The sequence below is a fragment of the Foliimonas ilicis genome (assembly GCF_039939195.1).
GTDB classification, from domain to species: domain Bacteria; phylum Pseudomonadota; class Alphaproteobacteria; order Rhizobiales; family Rhizobiaceae; genus Foliimonas; species Foliimonas ilicis.
The window spans coordinates 115440-130080 of record NZ_JBDUUH010000006.1 but is presented as its reverse complement, the minus strand read 5'-3'; the positions used below and the strand labels follow the sequence as shown (position 1 = coordinate 130080).

General features: G+C 57.2%; 11 protein-coding genes and 6 pseudogenes. 8 read left to right on the top strand and 9 right to left on the bottom strand.

The window, feature by feature from the left end; all coding sequences use genetic code 11:
- Positions 1–18: 18 nt before the first annotated feature.
- Together ABFT80_RS14735 and ABFT80_RS14730 are read right to left on the bottom strand one after the other, a co-directional pair.
- Positions 19–1002: pseudogene (locus ABFT80_RS14735) on the bottom strand (IS5 family transposase).
- Between the two features lie 191 nt (positions 1003–1193).
- Positions 1194–1607 carry a helix-turn-helix domain-containing protein gene (locus ABFT80_RS14730; protein WP_347972683.1) on the bottom strand — a complete coding sequence of 138 codons (414 nt, stop codon included), beginning with the start codon at positions 1605–1607 and terminating at the stop codon, positions 1194–1196.
- Between the two features lie 761 nt (positions 1608–2368).
- On the opposite strand from ABFT80_RS14730, the gene ABFT80_RS14725 reads away from it, so the two are divergent.
- Complete coding sequence (locus ABFT80_RS14725; RefSeq protein WP_347972682.1) at positions 2369–2584, top strand: hypothetical protein; 216 nt, start codon at positions 2369–2371, stop codon at positions 2582–2584.
- 925 nt (positions 2585–3509) lie between these two features.
- Here ABFT80_RS14725 and ABFT80_RS14720 read toward each other — a convergent pair.
- A pseudogene (locus ABFT80_RS14720) lies at positions 3510–4020 on the bottom strand (ISNCY family transposase); the annotation flags it as partial.
- Here ABFT80_RS14720 and ABFT80_RS28095 point away from each other — a divergent pair.
- A pseudogene (locus ABFT80_RS28095) lies at positions 4019–4419 on the top strand (DDE-type integrase/transposase/recombinase); the annotation flags it as partial. The pseudogenes ABFT80_RS14720 and ABFT80_RS28095 overlap by 2 nt on opposite strands.
- Before the next feature lie 450 nt (positions 4420–4869).
- Positions 4870–5124 (top strand): helix-turn-helix domain-containing protein, encoded by a 255-nt coding sequence (locus ABFT80_RS14715; protein WP_347972681.1) that lies wholly within the window; start codon positions 4870–4872, stop codon positions 5122–5124.
- A 639-nt stretch (positions 5125–5763) separates the two neighbouring features.
- Here the strand turns inward: ABFT80_RS14715 and ABFT80_RS14710 are convergent.
- The 3 genes and pseudogenes from ABFT80_RS14710 to ABFT80_RS28090 all read right to left on the bottom strand — a co-directional run.
- Positions 5764–5976 (bottom strand): annotated as a pseudogene (locus ABFT80_RS14710) (transposase); the annotation flags it as partial.
- A complete protein-coding gene (locus tag ABFT80_RS14705) occupies positions 5889–6143 on the bottom strand; it encodes a hypothetical protein (protein ID WP_347972680.1) in 255 nt (84 codons plus the stop codon). The gene ABFT80_RS14705 and the pseudogene ABFT80_RS14710, both read right to left, overlap by 88 nt.
- A 214-nt stretch (positions 6144–6357) precedes the next feature.
- Positions 6358–6885: a cupin domain-containing protein gene (locus tag ABFT80_RS28090; protein ID WP_455189945.1), complete on the bottom strand. Its 528-nt coding sequence runs from the start codon at positions 6883–6885 to the stop codon at positions 6358–6360.
- A gap of 93 nt (positions 6886–6978) precedes the next feature.
- On the opposite strand from ABFT80_RS28090, the gene ABFT80_RS14700 reads away from it, so the two are divergent.
- Both ABFT80_RS14700 and ABFT80_RS14695 read left to right on the top strand, forming a co-directional pair.
- On the top strand, positions 6979–7278 hold the full coding sequence (locus ABFT80_RS14700; RefSeq protein WP_347972679.1) for an ArsR/SmtB family transcription factor: 300 nt from the start codon (positions 6979–6981) through the stop codon (positions 7276–7278).
- Between the two features lie 67 nt (positions 7279–7345).
- Positions 7346–8614 (top strand): MFS transporter, encoded by a 1269-nt coding sequence (locus ABFT80_RS14695; protein ID WP_347972678.1) that lies wholly within the window; start codon positions 7346–7348, stop codon positions 8612–8614.
- A gap of 157 nt (positions 8615–8771) precedes the next feature.
- Here ABFT80_RS14695 and ABFT80_RS28085 read toward each other — a convergent pair whose 3' ends face one another.
- Positions 8772–9077: an EAL domain-containing protein gene (locus ABFT80_RS28085; protein WP_455189944.1), complete on the bottom strand. Its 306-nt coding sequence runs from the start codon at positions 9075–9077 to the stop codon at positions 8772–8774.
- A 484-nt stretch (positions 9078–9561) separates the two neighbouring features.
- Positions 9562–9960, bottom strand: coding sequence for a winged helix-turn-helix transcriptional regulator (locus ABFT80_RS14685; RefSeq protein ID WP_347972676.1), 399 nt, complete (start codon positions 9958–9960; stop codon positions 9562–9564).
- A 114-nt stretch (positions 9961–10074) separates the two neighbouring features.
- On the opposite strand from ABFT80_RS14685, the gene ABFT80_RS14680 reads away from it, so the two are divergent.
- Positions 10075–10473, top strand: a complete 399-nt coding sequence (locus tag ABFT80_RS14680; protein ID WP_347972675.1) for a nuclear transport factor 2 family protein — start codon at positions 10075–10077, stop codon at positions 10471–10473.
- Positions 10474–10797: 324 nt separating this feature from the next.
- Here the strand turns inward: ABFT80_RS14680 and ABFT80_RS14675 are convergent.
- A pseudogene (locus tag ABFT80_RS14675) lies at positions 10798–11389 on the bottom strand (transposase).
- Between the two features lie 649 nt (positions 11390–12038).
- Between ABFT80_RS14675 and ABFT80_RS14670 the strand changes: the two are divergent.
- Together ABFT80_RS14670 and nhaD are read left to right on the top strand one after the other, a co-directional pair.
- A pseudogene (locus ABFT80_RS14670) lies at positions 12039–12131 on the top strand (TetR family transcriptional regulator); the annotation flags it as partial.
- Positions 12132–12255: 124 nt separating this feature from the next.
- Positions 12256–13647: a sodium:proton antiporter NhaD gene (gene nhaD, locus ABFT80_RS14665; RefSeq protein WP_347972674.1), complete on the top strand. Its 1392-nt coding sequence runs from the start codon at positions 12256–12258 to the stop codon at positions 13645–13647.
- Positions 13648–14641 lie beyond the last annotated feature (994 nt).

Sequence of the window (14641 nt, the reverse complement as noted above, 5' to 3'; positions counted from 1 at the left end):
AATCTTTGATGCCGTTGGCTATCCTGTGGCTGCCTTGTAGCGGACAGACTTCGGGTGCGCGCATGCCAACATGCCATTGAGGACGGCACAACCAATGGCGACTTCCGTCTGCTGGCTCCGGAACGATTTTGCCCGCAGTCGGTGACCGATGATGGACTTGTAGCGGCCGATTGCGATCTCAACGAGCGAGCGCTTGCCGTAGCTGGTCGCAGCCTGCCATTTCATCCGGCCGTCTGTGTTGATCTCCGCGATATGTCCGTCCCGCTGGCGGGGAGGTCCAGTACCTGCCCGCTCGATTGCGTTTGCACGCGGCGGTATGACGATTGTTGCGCTGCCGCTATGGCTGGTGGCGACCTTGTGGGTTGGCTCGACGTCATAGGCGCCATCCGCTGTGGACTGGCCGATCGGCACATCGATCTGGTCGAGCAGCGGCTCCACCTGCGAGGATCTCCAGTGTCCTGATCGGTCATGACGTGAGCAATGATTCACCGCTGTCGGCATCCAGCGCCAGATGCAGCTTTCGCCAGCTTCGCCGCGATCTGGCGCCGTGCTTCTCTTCCATCCATTACCCGGCACCATAGATTTCGAGCCCGGTGCTGTCGATGAGGACATGTACGGGTCCCCTGGAAACCGGCGACCTTGGCGTCTGTCAGGCAATCGCGAGACACTTGCCCGACGGCTCTGCGCCGTATGATCGGGGACGGCGAGATCCAGTCCCATCAACTGCAGCACCGATGCCAGTAAACCCTCCGTCTGACGCAGCCGCAGGCCGAACACCAGACCCAGCGTCAGAGCAGTTTCAATCGCCACATCGGAGTAGCGCGGCTGGCCGCCGCGGGTCGTCCGCTTCGGTGCTCGCCAAAACGCCAAGGCTTCCGGCGTGAGCCAGAGCGTCAGGCTTCCTCGTTGGCGAAGGCCTGCCTCATATTCCCGCCGGTTCGTTACCTGGAACTTTATCTTGCCGAAGCGATGGCGGCGGGAGGCATTATGTTTGCAGGGCATGTAGATGACGAACCGGCTATTTCAATCGCCGCTCGACTAAACCATTGCCAATAAATGATCCGTGCACCAAGGCTCTGATTGAGAGGTTTTCTGGGTCACCCTGCCTGTTTAAAGGAACGACGATGAGCATCGCCTCGTCTCCCGTCAAGGCGCGCCTGTCGTACGATGAGTGCGTATCGGCAGATGGAAATCTAATCCTCGGTCTCGTCGCCAAGCGTTTTGACGAGGTCCAGGATCTTTTTGCGTACTTTCGGGTCCGATATCTTCACGAATGCCCGATTGAGCTGAAGCCCTTCGGTGCTGCTCATGAAATCGACGACGTAATTGCCGGAGCCATCCTCCGAAAGACCACGGGCCGGCTGGCCATCCTGGCCCGGCCCATCCTCGAAAAAGAACGAGACTGGTGCTTCGAGAATCGAAGATATGGCCTGCAATCGGCTTGCGCCGACGCGATTCGTGCCCTTCTCGTATTTCTGGATCTGCTGAAAAGTGATGCCGAGGTGTTCGCCAAGTTTTTCCTGGCTCATACCCATCATGTTTCGCCGAAGCCGGATACGACTTCCTACATGGATGTCGGTCGGGTCGGGCTTCTTTTTGTTTTCCACGGTAGTTCTCTTGTCGGTTCCAACAGCCTAGCCGGCTGCAGGCTTAAACGCGTATGCTTTCAATCAAGCAAGATTGTGCCAAATCTGAGCCATTTAGGGAAAAATACTCATACCACGATTTGCTAATATGCACTCTCAATTTGGCCGGAACTTACGCTGAGTAAATGTAAACGTCGATTCCAAACAAAAACCGATAAATGTGCGTCTGCCTTCTCAAGTGTTTCGCGACTGTGATGCCTGCAAAGCCATCCCTGGCCCGCGCCTGAACAACAGGATGGCATTTTTCACTCCACGAAAGCGGTCGTCCACGCTGCTGCAGTTCGACTTTGGGAACAAAATTGCACTTCGACGTCAATTGGATCTGCCAGCCAACGCCCCGGCGATATTGCAGCCCTGTCGAGATGGATCGTCGAAAGAACCGCTTGGGTTGATAGCCGGAAAGAAGATCAAGCCTCCGCCTAAGCGGTCCTGCTTGCTCTCGGCTACGGCAAAAGCGTTACCGCCGCTCTCGATCTCAGCAACCGCGAGCGGAGCTTCCGGCTCAATTCCGTGCTTGGCCGCTCGATCGGATAGCCGCGACTCATTTCGCGTCGAACATGCCTGGTTCTATCCCGCGATGGCGGATGATTGAAGGTGGAATGATTGGGTTGCATCTATTTTAGACAGGCGTAAAATACAGCCGGATCATTCAAATGAATGATTACGCGGCAGGTTAAACGCTTTAGAATGCGGGTCGCTTGGGCTGCTTATTGGGGGATATCATGGCTCCGCTGCGACGGACGCATTTGTTCTATTTGCTTAAGATTAAACAGGCAGAACAAAAACTGCCACAATATCATCGGCCTGTTCAGGACCTCGCCAAAAAGGGCTACGTTCGGATCTCCGATCCAGATGAACTCGGCGACTGCCTGGTCTCGATCACCAGCAAAGGTGTCAGAGCGGTTGAAGGCATGAATTCACTCCCAGACCACTTATAGCTTCGTAAGCTTTCATTGGAACAAATTTGCGGTTTTACTGTTCATGTGGATCGCAGCGTGTGCGACGCCCCAGAACCCGTCTCGCTGCGAAGTTGCTGCCGAGCAACGGAACCACGGGTGTGCCCCCTCGCTTCCCGTGGTTTTAATCGAAGCGAAGCATCTCCGGCAGCGTCCTGCATCGGCTCCATGAGTAACGCCCAAGGTATTGACGGCGCTCGAAGAGGCTGTTCCCAGCCCATAGGCAACTACTGATCAGTTTCATTGCTCGGTAATTGGAACTACTTAGAAATTCGCGTGTTGCATTAGACCGCAGCACGGGCGACGCTCCCACAAACAACAGCGCAGCGTCGTCGTTTCCCAGCGACTGGGTCACTGGAATGTCCCCTTGCCCGCGGTTCCCTCTTTTGTGAACAGTGCAGGCACTCTCTTTAATTGAAAACGCTGAACATCTGCGATACTTCAACCGCATGACGTATGGTCAAATCTACATCGTCGTCACTGCCACACTGGTTCTCTTTGCAACCGGCGCGGTGCTGTACGAAGCGATCTTGACTGACCCATGACGCCACAAGCACGCATTTTTGCACTCGTAGTGTTTGGTACCGTTTTAGGGGCAGCAATCCTGGTGATAATCATCAGTTAGGGAAATCCAGCCTCAATTGAGCCACTCGAATTCCCGCAACTCACCTGTGATTCCTCACCGGAAGGCTGCTCCCGTTCACCAGGAAGCACCTGTCGAGTTCGGCGTAGGCGTAAACCCAAACGGCATCGAGCCAAGCGACGAAGGCTTGCGCTCACGGGCCCATTCGGGATTTGTGCTGACAGCATAGGAGGCAAGCAAATTGTCATTGTGGGGTTAGAACAGGAGTCGTTCGGGCCGGCTTAAGAGGGAGGAGCGCAGGCGTGTGAGGGGCACCTTTCGGCCTTAGCTTTGAAAGTATGTCCGCACCAAACATTCCGCTGCCTCCATGCGCGCCAGTGCCTTCTGCCTTTTGGCAATGGCTTCCGGATCGTTCATGAAATCCGTCCGCCGACCGGGTTTGCGACCGCGCTTCTGATAACCATTGCTCTCGCTGCAATCCGGTATCCCAAACATATGATCCGGCTACCCAGTGCGGCGACGGCCGCTCTTGTTAAGCTGCTGTTCAGCGACGATCGACAGCACGTAGTCCAAACGCTTGTTCTCAACGACTTCCGTGGGATTAAGAATGAACAGCACCTTGTCGTAGCGCAGCGTCAGGGCCTGCGACTTCCTTCCGCACATGGCGCCGTAAAGGTTCTCATGATCGGCGAATGCGCGGTGCATATCTTTCGGATTGCGTGGCGGTTTTTTACAACGGGAATTGAAATCTGCAATGAATTCTGATGCATAAGCGTTGGCCGCCTCGATCCTATCGATGCCACGAAGCCGCAGCCTTGACCAGTCGATCCCGCAGCTTGGGCGATACGGTCAAGTTCTTCTTCAGCGAACATCGCGATCTATTGGCTGCCAAGCGCTTTTTATCCGGGAGGCGTTCTCGCGCCATAGCCGACCGGAGCACCTCGTCATCGACGGTAGCCAAACCAGTCAGAGGCGATCATTGCCTGTGATAGCGAAATCCACCTGCGAAATCGATCACGACGATCACTGAAGCCAATCCGCATCCGGCAAAGCCAATATCTGAACAGCCGCATCGAGCACCGTGTACGTTCCATGCTGGGGTCAAATCAACTGCCAACGCCGCGACGATCCTGAGTGGGACGAAATGGTTCACACGATGCGCAAACGACAAGCGTGGTACGTCTACAATCCGGCACCATCGCTCGCCGAGCAGTTTGGAATCCTCGCTGCCTGAATACCGGATCCGATCAACTTGGTGGTCAAAGCGGCAAGTTTGCGACAAAGCCTGATCGCCGGGTGGGCCGCGATACGCCCAACACGGTGATCGCAGGGGCTGGTGCGTCGTACCAGATCGACGAAAAGGCTAAGGCGACATCTGGGCTGCTTCGGCCAATGTTGCTTACGAGCTGGTACCTGGCTTAAAGATCACGCCAGAACTTATCTACGGGAACAGCAGCGATCTGACACCAGTTGGTAAAGACGAAAGCCAGTTCGGTGGCGTTCTTTGCCTCCCGTGTTCATTCTAATCAATCGACAGGTTGATTTAAGAAAACCCGTCGGGCAACCGCCGGGTTTTTATGCTATTTTGTTTCGCATACGCAAAAAGTCCGCCATCCCCTTTCGGATGAGGAAGCGTGAGTGAAAACGGCCGCGTGTGCGGATGGTTCTGTTCGAGGGACAATCTATGTCCATTACAGGAAATCAGATAAAAGCAGCCCGCGCTTTGGCCGGTCTAAATCAGTGGGAACTAGCAACTGCGGCAAACCTCGACATCTACACCATCAGAAACTTTGAGGCGTGGAATGAGAAGATTGTTCGAGGGCGACCCAACACACTGGAGAAGATTCACAAGGCGTTTTCCGACGCAGGGGTTGATTTGCTGGACGGCCAAGAATCGACCGGAGGTCGCGGAGTTCGTTTTAAGGGCGAGGCCCCATGACGGAGAGTGCGGCACGTGGCGAATGTCTCAGACTCCTCGTATCAGACCGTTTGAAATTTGTGTAGGGAGAGGCAGCTGCCCAAGTTGCGCGGTGAGCGAATCCGAAACGAATATTTTAGCTAATTGGAAATCTCTAAAGAGTGTGTTGAAATATTCGCTCAACGCGCTCATGGAGGTAAATTAACTGTCGTATCGAGCGACCAAGAGATCAGATTTACGTTTCGCTTGCAGATTTCGTAATCTGAGCGACGGGAGATTCTCTGTAGCGCTTGCTCTCTGCCCGTTGCGAGTGCCGCGACCAGCCGGTTATGCTCTTCCTTGCTCGCTACAGACAGATCGACAATATCTGTCGCGTGCTTCACGCGTTGCTCGTCATTCTCGTCCGGCCGTGAGCTCAGATTAATTGCGGATTTAATCGCATCCACTCTTGGCTTATTCCTATCTGCGAAAAAAGATATTGAACCGCCATGGCTCCCTCCCGATCTGGGGGCGAAAGCATGATCTTCGCTCACAGTCGGCAATCCCTTAAAAGGTTGCCGATAATTTATTATCACGTACAGTTGCCGGGTGAATGGAGCTGGGAGGACTAAGTTGTGTGGTTGTGCTGGTTCCAGCTTGAATGCAACGCCGGCCGAAAATCTACATGTTTTGCCTTTCCATAGCCAATAGGTGCTGGCTGAACATCTCCTTTGGCGTCTGGAACCCAAGGCACTTGCGCGGCGTGTCGTTGAGCCGGTCACACAGGGTACGGATCTCCTGATTGGTCACATCCAGTACGACTGTCTCCGGTGGCAGGTAACGCCGGACGCGCTTGTTGGTGTTCTCGACCGTGCCTTTCTGCCATGGCGCTTGCGAAGTGCCGCCGTCAGGAGAGTCTCGCCGATGCGAGGCCGGTTGGGATGGGACCGGTCGATCTCCGGACCAAGCGCTCGCAAAGCATCCACCTCCGGTGCGTCGCCGGCGGCTATGCGCAGCGCCATGTCGCGAAGCGGCTCTGGCGCAAGAGCGAAATCGAGCATTGCCATCTCGCGCCGTTCTTGTTCTTCGGTCGGCCGCGAATTCGAGGACGGCTGGATAGACACCAAGAGCGAAGCGCCGACAAGAGCGACGGCCGCGACATGAAAGACAGGTCAGTGTTTTCGATAGATGCGGATCAATGCCTTGAGTGCCATAGCCCTCATTCTAAACGCTCGTCAGCCTTTGCCAAACAACGGCATTAAAAATGGCACCTATTCATAGCGGTAGTCCAGAACCTGACGGTCTCTTTTCCACCCCGTTGCGGACACGCAAGTCCGTGAAGGCAACCGGCGAAGCGGTCGAGCGATAGGCGCCATTTCGGTTATCGGCTCGGGACTGGCCGCGGTTCGATTTACTCGGCCCGGCGTCTGGCGGCGAAAGCGCCAGGTGGTGTTCCGACATGCTTCGAGAAAGCCGTGCTGAATGCGCCGGGCGACCCGTAGCCAACACGCCGCGCCAAAGCCGCCCCAGCACCCTGTCGCGCGCCGCACGATCGCTCTGCGTCTCCTCCTGAATCATCTGAACAAGCGTAGTCAGGCGTCCGTGTGCGCGCACATGGATGACCGCCGGCAGGAGCGAGATAAGCAGGTCCCTGTCAGGTGAGGCGAAGCTGCAGGTGCCCACCAGGCAACTCACCTCGGTCGGTGCGTCCGGCTCGCCAAGGCGGAAAATGCCCGGGCCTATCTCCAGCGGTAGGTGCGGGGCGCCGTTTGGTGGCGGATTGATGCTCGACGCGGATGACATGGGACACCGCCGTAAAAGGATTTCGGGCACGATCGGTCTGCACCTACAGGCCTGAGATTGACAACAATTCGTCTTTCCACTAATCGATTAATCATGAACGAAGTCGTCGTCAAGGCAAACGCCCTGTCCAATGATAAGCGGCTCCAGATCCTGGAGTGGCTGAAGGACCCGTTGGGCAATTTTAGCCCACAATATCCAATCGACGAGAATGAGGGTGTTTGCGGCCTGTATATTGCCGAAAAGCTCCGCGTGTCTCCAGCGACAGCATCTGTTCACCTGAAGATCCTGACCCAGGCCGGCTTCTTGAGGCCGCTGCGGATCGGGAAATTCACCTATTTCAAGCGTGTCGAAACGTCGTTTGCCGACCTCGCCCGCGCCATAGAATCCATCTGAACGTCGGCTCTTACAGGCCCGCCGGCGACTCCCGGCGCCGTCCACCGGTACCAGGAAGGCTAGATCGATGACCGCACGCCCCCTCATCAAGCCCGGTGCTGGCAATGGAGTCTGGGGCATCGTCGCCCTCGGATTCATGACCCTCGCGCTCGCCTTCACGATCCGCGGCTCCCTTTCGCTCGCCATGCCCGTCTGGCAGGCAGAATTTGGCTGGTCGCGTGGATACATCTCCGGCATTGCCGCCATCGCGCTGATCGTCATGGCGGTCATCGCGCCCTTCGCGGGGGGGCTAGTTGACCGGCGTGGCCCTCGAGCGCTCCTGATCTTTGGAATGGCTGCGATCGGCGCCGGGGTGGCAATGGTTGCGTCGGCACAGCCGCAGATGACGTCCTGGCTGCTTCCGTTGGGCTTTGCCGGAATAGGCGCAATCGGGTTCGGTGCAATCGCGCAGCATGTGGTCGCGGCCGCCATCGCCCAGCGCGCCGTGGAAAACCGGGGTCTGGCCGTCGGAATCGGCACCGCCGGCTCAACCGCCGGCCAGTTGCTCCTGATGCCGCTGCTCGCATATCTGATGCAAAGCGGCGAATGGCGCTTTGCCTTCATGCTGCTGGCCGCCGCCTGCTTCACGGTCATCCCGGTGACCTGGTTCGCCTTGCGCCTGCCGGCGGCTTCGTCGGAAGTCGGCAGGCCGGCGTCTTACCGTCAAACGTCTGCGCCCAGCACCGTCGGAAGTGATTTGAGGGCGCTGGGACGCAGCCCCGCATTCCATGCCGTCTTCTGGAGCTACACGATCTGTGGGTTCACCACGAGCGGTGTCATTGAAACCCATTTGATGCCCTATGCAGCGCTCTGCGGCTTTGGGCCTGTACCGAGCGCAACCGCCTACGGCGTGCTGGCTGCCCTGAATCTCGTTGGCATGATTGGCGCGGGATGGCTGTCTGACCGTGTCCATCGCCCCCTTTTGCTAACCTTCATCTACACGGCAAGAGCCGGCGCCTTCATCCTGCTCCTGTTCGTTGCGGACAGCTATCCACTGCTGATCGTCTTCGCGATCCTGTTCGGACTTTTCGATTATTCGACCGTCCCCGTAACTGCGAGCTACCTGGCCAGTCGCCTCGGCATCAAGCTGCTCGGCCTGTCCATGGGCGTTCTCGCGGCAGGCCACGCGCTTGGAGGTGCGGCGGGCGCATGGGCAGGCGGCGCCATATTCGACGGGAGCGGAGACTACCGTATCCTTTGGCTGGGATCGGTGGCGCTGGCCCTCACCGCGGCCCTTCTCGTCATCTCGCTCGGAGACAGTGAGAGGACCAGATGGCGGAGGTCCGTTTCTGCCTGACAGGCTGCGAACTGTGCCGGTACTTGCCTCGCCTCAAGACGCCAGGACGTGGTGGATCGCTCAACCTGCCGCTTTCGTGGCGTGGGGCGCGAGCGGGAAAAGTTCTGGCGCGGCGAGGACATTGGCGGCAGCTCGTATCGGTGTCGTCCTCGGTATTCTATGCGCATGGCTCTGAAGAAGGTGGGCAGCGGTGCGGAGATCCACTGCTGGAGTAGAGTTTTCCCTGTCCCAGCCTGCAGCCCATTGCGAGGAGCTGGCCAGCCTGAACTTCGGTCTCGACCCCTCCGCAACCAGCGTCATGCCAAGATTGAGAGCGATGTCGATGATTCCCCGCGTTATCGCCGAACTCGGATCGTTGTCGCAGCCGCGATATGATCGTGTGGTCGATCTTGATCGTGTCGACTGGAACATCAAGCAAATGGGTCAGTGAAGCGCTGCCTGTCCCAAAATTGTCAAGAGCCACTCGGACACCCTTGTCGCGAAGCGCCTGATCTGGCGGGCGACGGTCGGATCCCGATGTCCAGCGCAAACGTTCTCGCTGACCTCGATTATCAGATGGGACAGCGGGACACTCTGTCGGCCGAAGGCTTCATCGAGCCGACTCATGGGGTATGTCTCTACGTCAGACGTGATGACGCAATGGGACTAGGAGGCGACGGCGGAAAACTGCGCAAGCTTGAATTCCTTTTGGGCGGAACCATACACAAAGGGGCTGACACGATCATTGCTGTCGGCGGTCGCCAGTCGAACCATGCTCGGCTCTGGCTGTTGCCGCTCTGCTGGCGAGCGGGATGAGTCATGGCGGTAGCGGCTTGGTTCGGGAGCCCTCTACGCCGACCTCGATCTTATGGCGTGGACCGGGTTCAGTTTCCCATTACCCGCGACATTGCAATTGCGAAGATCATCGAGGCGATGCAGCAGGGCTCGTCCGGCTCAGCCGGGCGGCCTCACGGCTTACTCGGCGTCCGGTCGCCGGCATCGTATTGTTCCTGGGAATGGAGCACTTGCTCGATATGCTGTTCAGACCACTGGCGCAGTTGGTCGACGAGCCCGCCGAGCGATCGACCGAGCGGGGTCAAGGAATAGTCGACCCTTGGCGGCACGCTCGGAAACACCTGCCGATGCACCAGGCCGTCACGCTCGAGCGCGCGCAGGGTTTGCGTCAGCATCTTTTGCGAGATGCCCTCGATTTTGCGCCGCAGCTCGCCGGTTCGCCTGTCACGTTCGAGCAGGCACCCGATGACGAGCACAGCCCATTTGTCGGAGATGCAGTTGAGTACCTGCCGTGTCGGGCAGGTCGCCTTGAAGACGTTCCAAGGAGTAAGCGGCGGATTGGCATTCGTCACCTTCAGGCCCCTATGGCACCAATTGGTGCCGTCTTGTATGCGGTTTCGCACCTTTGGTACTATAGCCACCCCAACCTACCAAATCGAAACCATAAAATATGAGAAGACCACCGAATGAGTAGCGAAAACATCAAGATCGTCCGCGACTACTTCGACGCTGTTGCCAATGGCGATCTGGCGAAGCTTCCAGAGCTGTTGAGCGACACGCTGGTCTGGCATCAGCCAAGTTCAAGCGATCTTTCCGGCACGTACAACAGCCGGGATGAGGTGTTCGGGCTGATCGGCAAGTTCATGGAGCGCAGCCAGGGCACGTTCAAGTTTGACAGCATTGGTAACATTCTGGCCAACGGCGACCAAATAGCGGTGACGCTGCAGTTCTCGGGCAATACCGACAGCAAGTCCATGTCGATGGCGGGCATCGACGTTCTGCGGATCGAAAACGGCAAGATCCAAGAAGTCTGGCTATTCTCCGACGACCCGGCGGCCGAGGATGCTTTCTGGAATGCCGGCTGACAGGTTCAATCCGCTGAATGGGGGCGGCGGCACATATGGGCCGCTGCTGTACCTTGGCGTTTGTCGCGCAAAGGTACATTCGCTATACTGCGATACAATTCTTCCACTTAAAAAAATATCCAGGATACTTCGCCCTGTCAGAAGGATGGCTGAAGCTCACCTAACCCGAGAGATCAGCAATGACCCTGTTCATAGTATCCTACCTTGCGGAAGGGCTGACCATCGTCAGTCCCTGCATCCTCCCGATTCTGCCCTTCGTGTTCTCCCGATCGGCGTTGGTGCGAGGATCAGCAAATGTGCGGGATTCGGTCTTTGATCGACCGCTTATTTGGTTGCTCCCGTCGAGGCTTGGCAACGAACGGATTTCGGGCGTCCGCAGGCAAGTATTCGGTTAAGGATGGCGACGTCGATCGCAGCCTCTGTCTGTTGAGCAAGGAATGACCGAGCGCGCAAACTCGGTCCAATGACGCCTTTGTATCGACCCATCGCGGTTTCAACCAAAGCTCGTTTGCCATAGCCGGTAGATGCCTGCCATTTCAGCCGGCCATCTATCTGCACGGAGGCGATGTGGTCGTCTCTCTGGTAGGACGCTCGGGCGTTGGGTTGTTTAATTGCGTTCGAGCGTGGTGGAATGACGACCTTTGCGCCTGGGCTGTGACCAGGACAGCGTAATAGGTTGGGGTGCTATCATACGCGCCATCGGCAGTAAAATGGCCCCTTCACTCTGGCGCAACCGCAATCCGAATACCATGCCCAGCATCAGCGTAGTTTCGATCGCCAGATCAGAGTAACGCGGCTGGCCTCCTCTCGTCTTGCGTCGTGGGGCAAGCGCTTCCGGCGTTACTCAAAAGATCATGCTGCCACGGCGACGAAGACCGGCCTCGTACTCCTGCCAGTTCCTCACTTTGAATTTCATCTTGGTGATACGGTGTCGACGGGAGGCGTTGCTTATGCGGCATGCTGGACCAATCAAGCTATTTTCGATCTCGGCCGCATAGATGCGAAACGTTGAAATTTGATCCCTGCACCAATTCTATGGCGCTGAGCTTGTCAAGGCGATCCTCCGCCATCCGAGCGACATCGAGGCTGCGCTCGCGGGTTATGAAGGCGACCTGTTTCCTCGCAGCGGTGAGATCGCCGAAGTGTCCGCGCAGAACCTTGCCCGGTTTTTTTGGTGATGCCGCGCCATGGAGCGTGGTCGAGCTTTTCGAACGTGTTGGGCGTGCGGAAACATGAAGCAGCTTGCCAGAACGCCCGCGAAAACTGATACTGCGGTCGCCCCAAAAAGCCGCAGTCCGCGAAATAGTCCGGCGAGCCGACAACAGTGGTTGTGAATGGCTTTGTCACCGCTACCATGCCCTCGCCACCTCATTGCCGTCGCGGCGGTTGGGATGATCACCACGGAACGGGGCCGTTTTCGTCGGAAAACGTGCATGTAGGACCGTCATCGCCAATCAGGGCGAGCCGCACCGGCTCACGCGCGCCTTCTTCGACGCTGCGGGTGCCGTTGAAGTTGTTGAGCGCCGTGGATGTAAATCCGGGGCACGCGGCGTTCACCTTGATGTGAGGCGCTCGATCGTTGGGTGCAGCGCTATGTGGATTTTATCGTGGCAAAACGCGGGCTTGCGGCAGCACTTCATTCGGGCGCCTCTGCCTTTACGACGGTAACCTGCGAGACGACCACTTGTGGTAAAGTGATACTTTCCTTCTACGGCTCTTGCGTAGCGGCGCGGAGTCCGCCGATGATGAAGCCGGACTTATGTCACATTGAAAGGGGGGAGGATGACGCGCATTGGCAGCCAGCTATGGCTCATGGCCGCGCTCGCACTGATCCCGCCGTTTATCGCCCCGGCTCATGCCCAGGAGGGCGTTTCGCACATCGATCTGACGCAGCATCCTGTCGGCTATCTGGCACTTCTTATTTTCTTCGTTGCCTATGGATTTGTTGCGGTCGAGAACGCTATCCACATGCGAAAGTCGAAACCCGTGATGTTGGCGGCGGGCCTCATCTGGGCGCTTCTCGGTGTTGTCTATGCCGCTCGCGGCGAGAGTGCGGCGCTCGAAGCCGCTGCCAAACATGTGATCCTCGATTATGGCGAGCTGATGCTGTTCCTCATCGTGGCGATCACCTATGTGAACGCGATGAGGGAGCGGCGCGTGTTCGACGCGTTGAGGTCACGGCTTGTCAGCAGAAACCTCACCTACCGTCAGCTTTTCTGGCTGGTTGGTGGGCTTGCATTTGTCTTTGGCCCCATCATCGACAATCTCACCACGGCGCTGGTCATGGGCGCGGTGGTGGTAACTGTCGGCGTGGGCAATAACCAGTTTATCGTGTTGGGCTGTATCATTATAGTCGTGGCGGCAAATGCCGGAGGCGTTTTCTCGCCGTTCGGCGACATCACCTCGCTGATGGTATGGCAGAAGGGCAAACTTCAGTTTCTGGAGTTTTTTAATCTCTTCCTACCAGCGTTTGTGAACTTCCTCGTGCCGGCGGTCTTTATGCATTTCAGCGTGCCCAAGGGAGCGCCAGATCCGGTAACTCAGATAACGCGACTCAAGCCGGGAGGAGCAGTGATCGTCGTGCTATTCCTTGCCACCATCGCGACTGCTGTCTCGTTCAAGAGCATCGTCGGATTACCGCCCGCGCTCGGGATGATGCTGGGTCTCGGGTACCTGCAGATGTATGCCTACATTCTGCAATCGATCGGTCGGCGGCGTCACGACGACACGATTGGCTTTGACTCCTTTCGGGCCATGCGGCACGTCGAGTGGGACACGCTACTGTTTTTCTTCGGGATCATCTTTGCCGTCGGTGGACTTGGCGTCGCGGGCTACCTAGCACTTGTGTCAAACTATCTGTATGGCGACCTCGGGCCGACATTCGCGAATATTGCCATCGGCGTGCTTGGTGCGGCGTTCGATAACATTCCGCTGATGTTTGCGGTACTGACCATGAATCCTGATATGTCGAGCGGTCAATGGATGCTCGTCACGCTCAGCACTGGTGTCGGCGGCAGCTTGGTTTCCATCGGCACGGCGGCTGGGGTGGTACTGATGGGTCTCGTACGCAACCACTATACGTTCATGAATCATCTTCGATGGGTCTGGGCGATTGCACTTGGCTATGTGGCAAGCATTCTCACCCATCTCTGGGTCAACGCTTCGCTCATGTAGTCTTCGGCAGCGACGGTGTGTTTTCGAGTAAAATCTTACAGACGTTTTGCTCGAAAACGCACAGAAAGCAAAGCCCCTCTAAATTTAATCAAAGATAATACTGTGACGAGTGGCGGCAGTAGATAGGTGCTGGCCTTTACTCGGCTTCTTATACGCCGGACACCGCAAACGATACACCTTTTGATTGACTATGTGGATGTCGGGTCGTGTGACATGCTTCAGTGCTGTGGGGTAGCGCGATGGCGATGTGCAGCGTTTGTTCAGGCTATGGTTGGACATATGGCGATTATTCGGCGTGCTATTCGTGTGGCGGAACCGGAACGGGCAGCTTTACCAACATCGCCTGCATGTGCTGTAGCGGTAGTGGACGTGCCTCCACCCGGCAGCAGAATACTTGCTTCAACTGCGGTGGAATGGGAACGGTTCCCTGCAACGAGATGTGGGAAACTTCTGTACCTAGCGGATCCCATTGCGCAAGTGGAACTGCCGGCACGTCTCCAGTGCCAGCCCGGCCATGGACCAGAAACGAGTTGTACGCACTCGTGCCGGTCGTAGTAGTTGAGGGGGTCGGCAAAGCCGTTCAGACCGCCATTGATACGGCGCGTAATCGTTTCGATGACGTTCCGATGGACAAGGACGTTCAGGCTCTTTCCGGTCGGATTGCGCTTCTGCCAGTACTAGATCGCAGACAGGTCAGCCCATTTCTCAGATACGATCACCTCGGGTTTGGCGATGAAGTCAGGCGGGTTCAGCCCTTCGGATTTACACCAGTTGTAAAAGGCCGTGACGTTAGCGCGCCCTGTGACCTGCATCGGCCCGTAGCCACGGAACTTGGACCCGACGCCCTTCTGGGTATTGCCAGGGTCCTTCCGGCCTTCATAGCGCTTCTGCTCCGGCCCGTTGCCGGGTGATTGAAGGTTTCAGGATGTGGGTTAAGGTGCGCAGAGGGAGCGCGCTTATGGGTGACAAACGACTTTACGCTGGAATGGCCGCA

Coding starts and splice junctions, on each gene's coding strand:
- ABFT80_RS14725 (WP_347972682.1), top strand. CDS start 2,369: ATGGCTCCGCTGCGACGGACGCATTTGTTCTATTTGCTTAAGATTAAA.
- ABFT80_RS14715 (WP_347972681.1), top strand. CDS start 4,870: ATGTCCATTACAGGAAATCAGATAAAAGCAGCCCGCGCTTTGGCCGGT.
- ABFT80_RS14705 (WP_347972680.1), bottom strand. CDS start 6,143: ATGCTCGATTTCGCTCTTGCGCCAGAGCCGCTTCGCGACATGGCGCTG.
- ABFT80_RS28090 (WP_455189945.1), bottom strand. CDS start 6,885: ATGTCATCCGCGTCGAGCATCAATCCGCCACCAAACGGCGCCCCGCAC.
- ABFT80_RS14700 (WP_347972679.1), top strand. CDS start 6,979: ATGAACGAAGTCGTCGTCAAGGCAAACGCCCTGTCCAATGATAAGCGG.
- ABFT80_RS14695 (WP_347972678.1), top strand. CDS start 7,346: ATGACCGCACGCCCCCTCATCAAGCCCGGTGCTGGCAATGGAGTCTGG.
- ABFT80_RS14680 (WP_347972675.1), top strand. CDS start 10,075: ATGAGTAGCGAAAACATCAAGATCGTCCGCGACTACTTCGACGCTGTT.
- nhaD (WP_347972674.1), top strand. CDS start 12,256: ATGACGCGCATTGGCAGCCAGCTATGGCTCATGGCCGCGCTCGCACTG.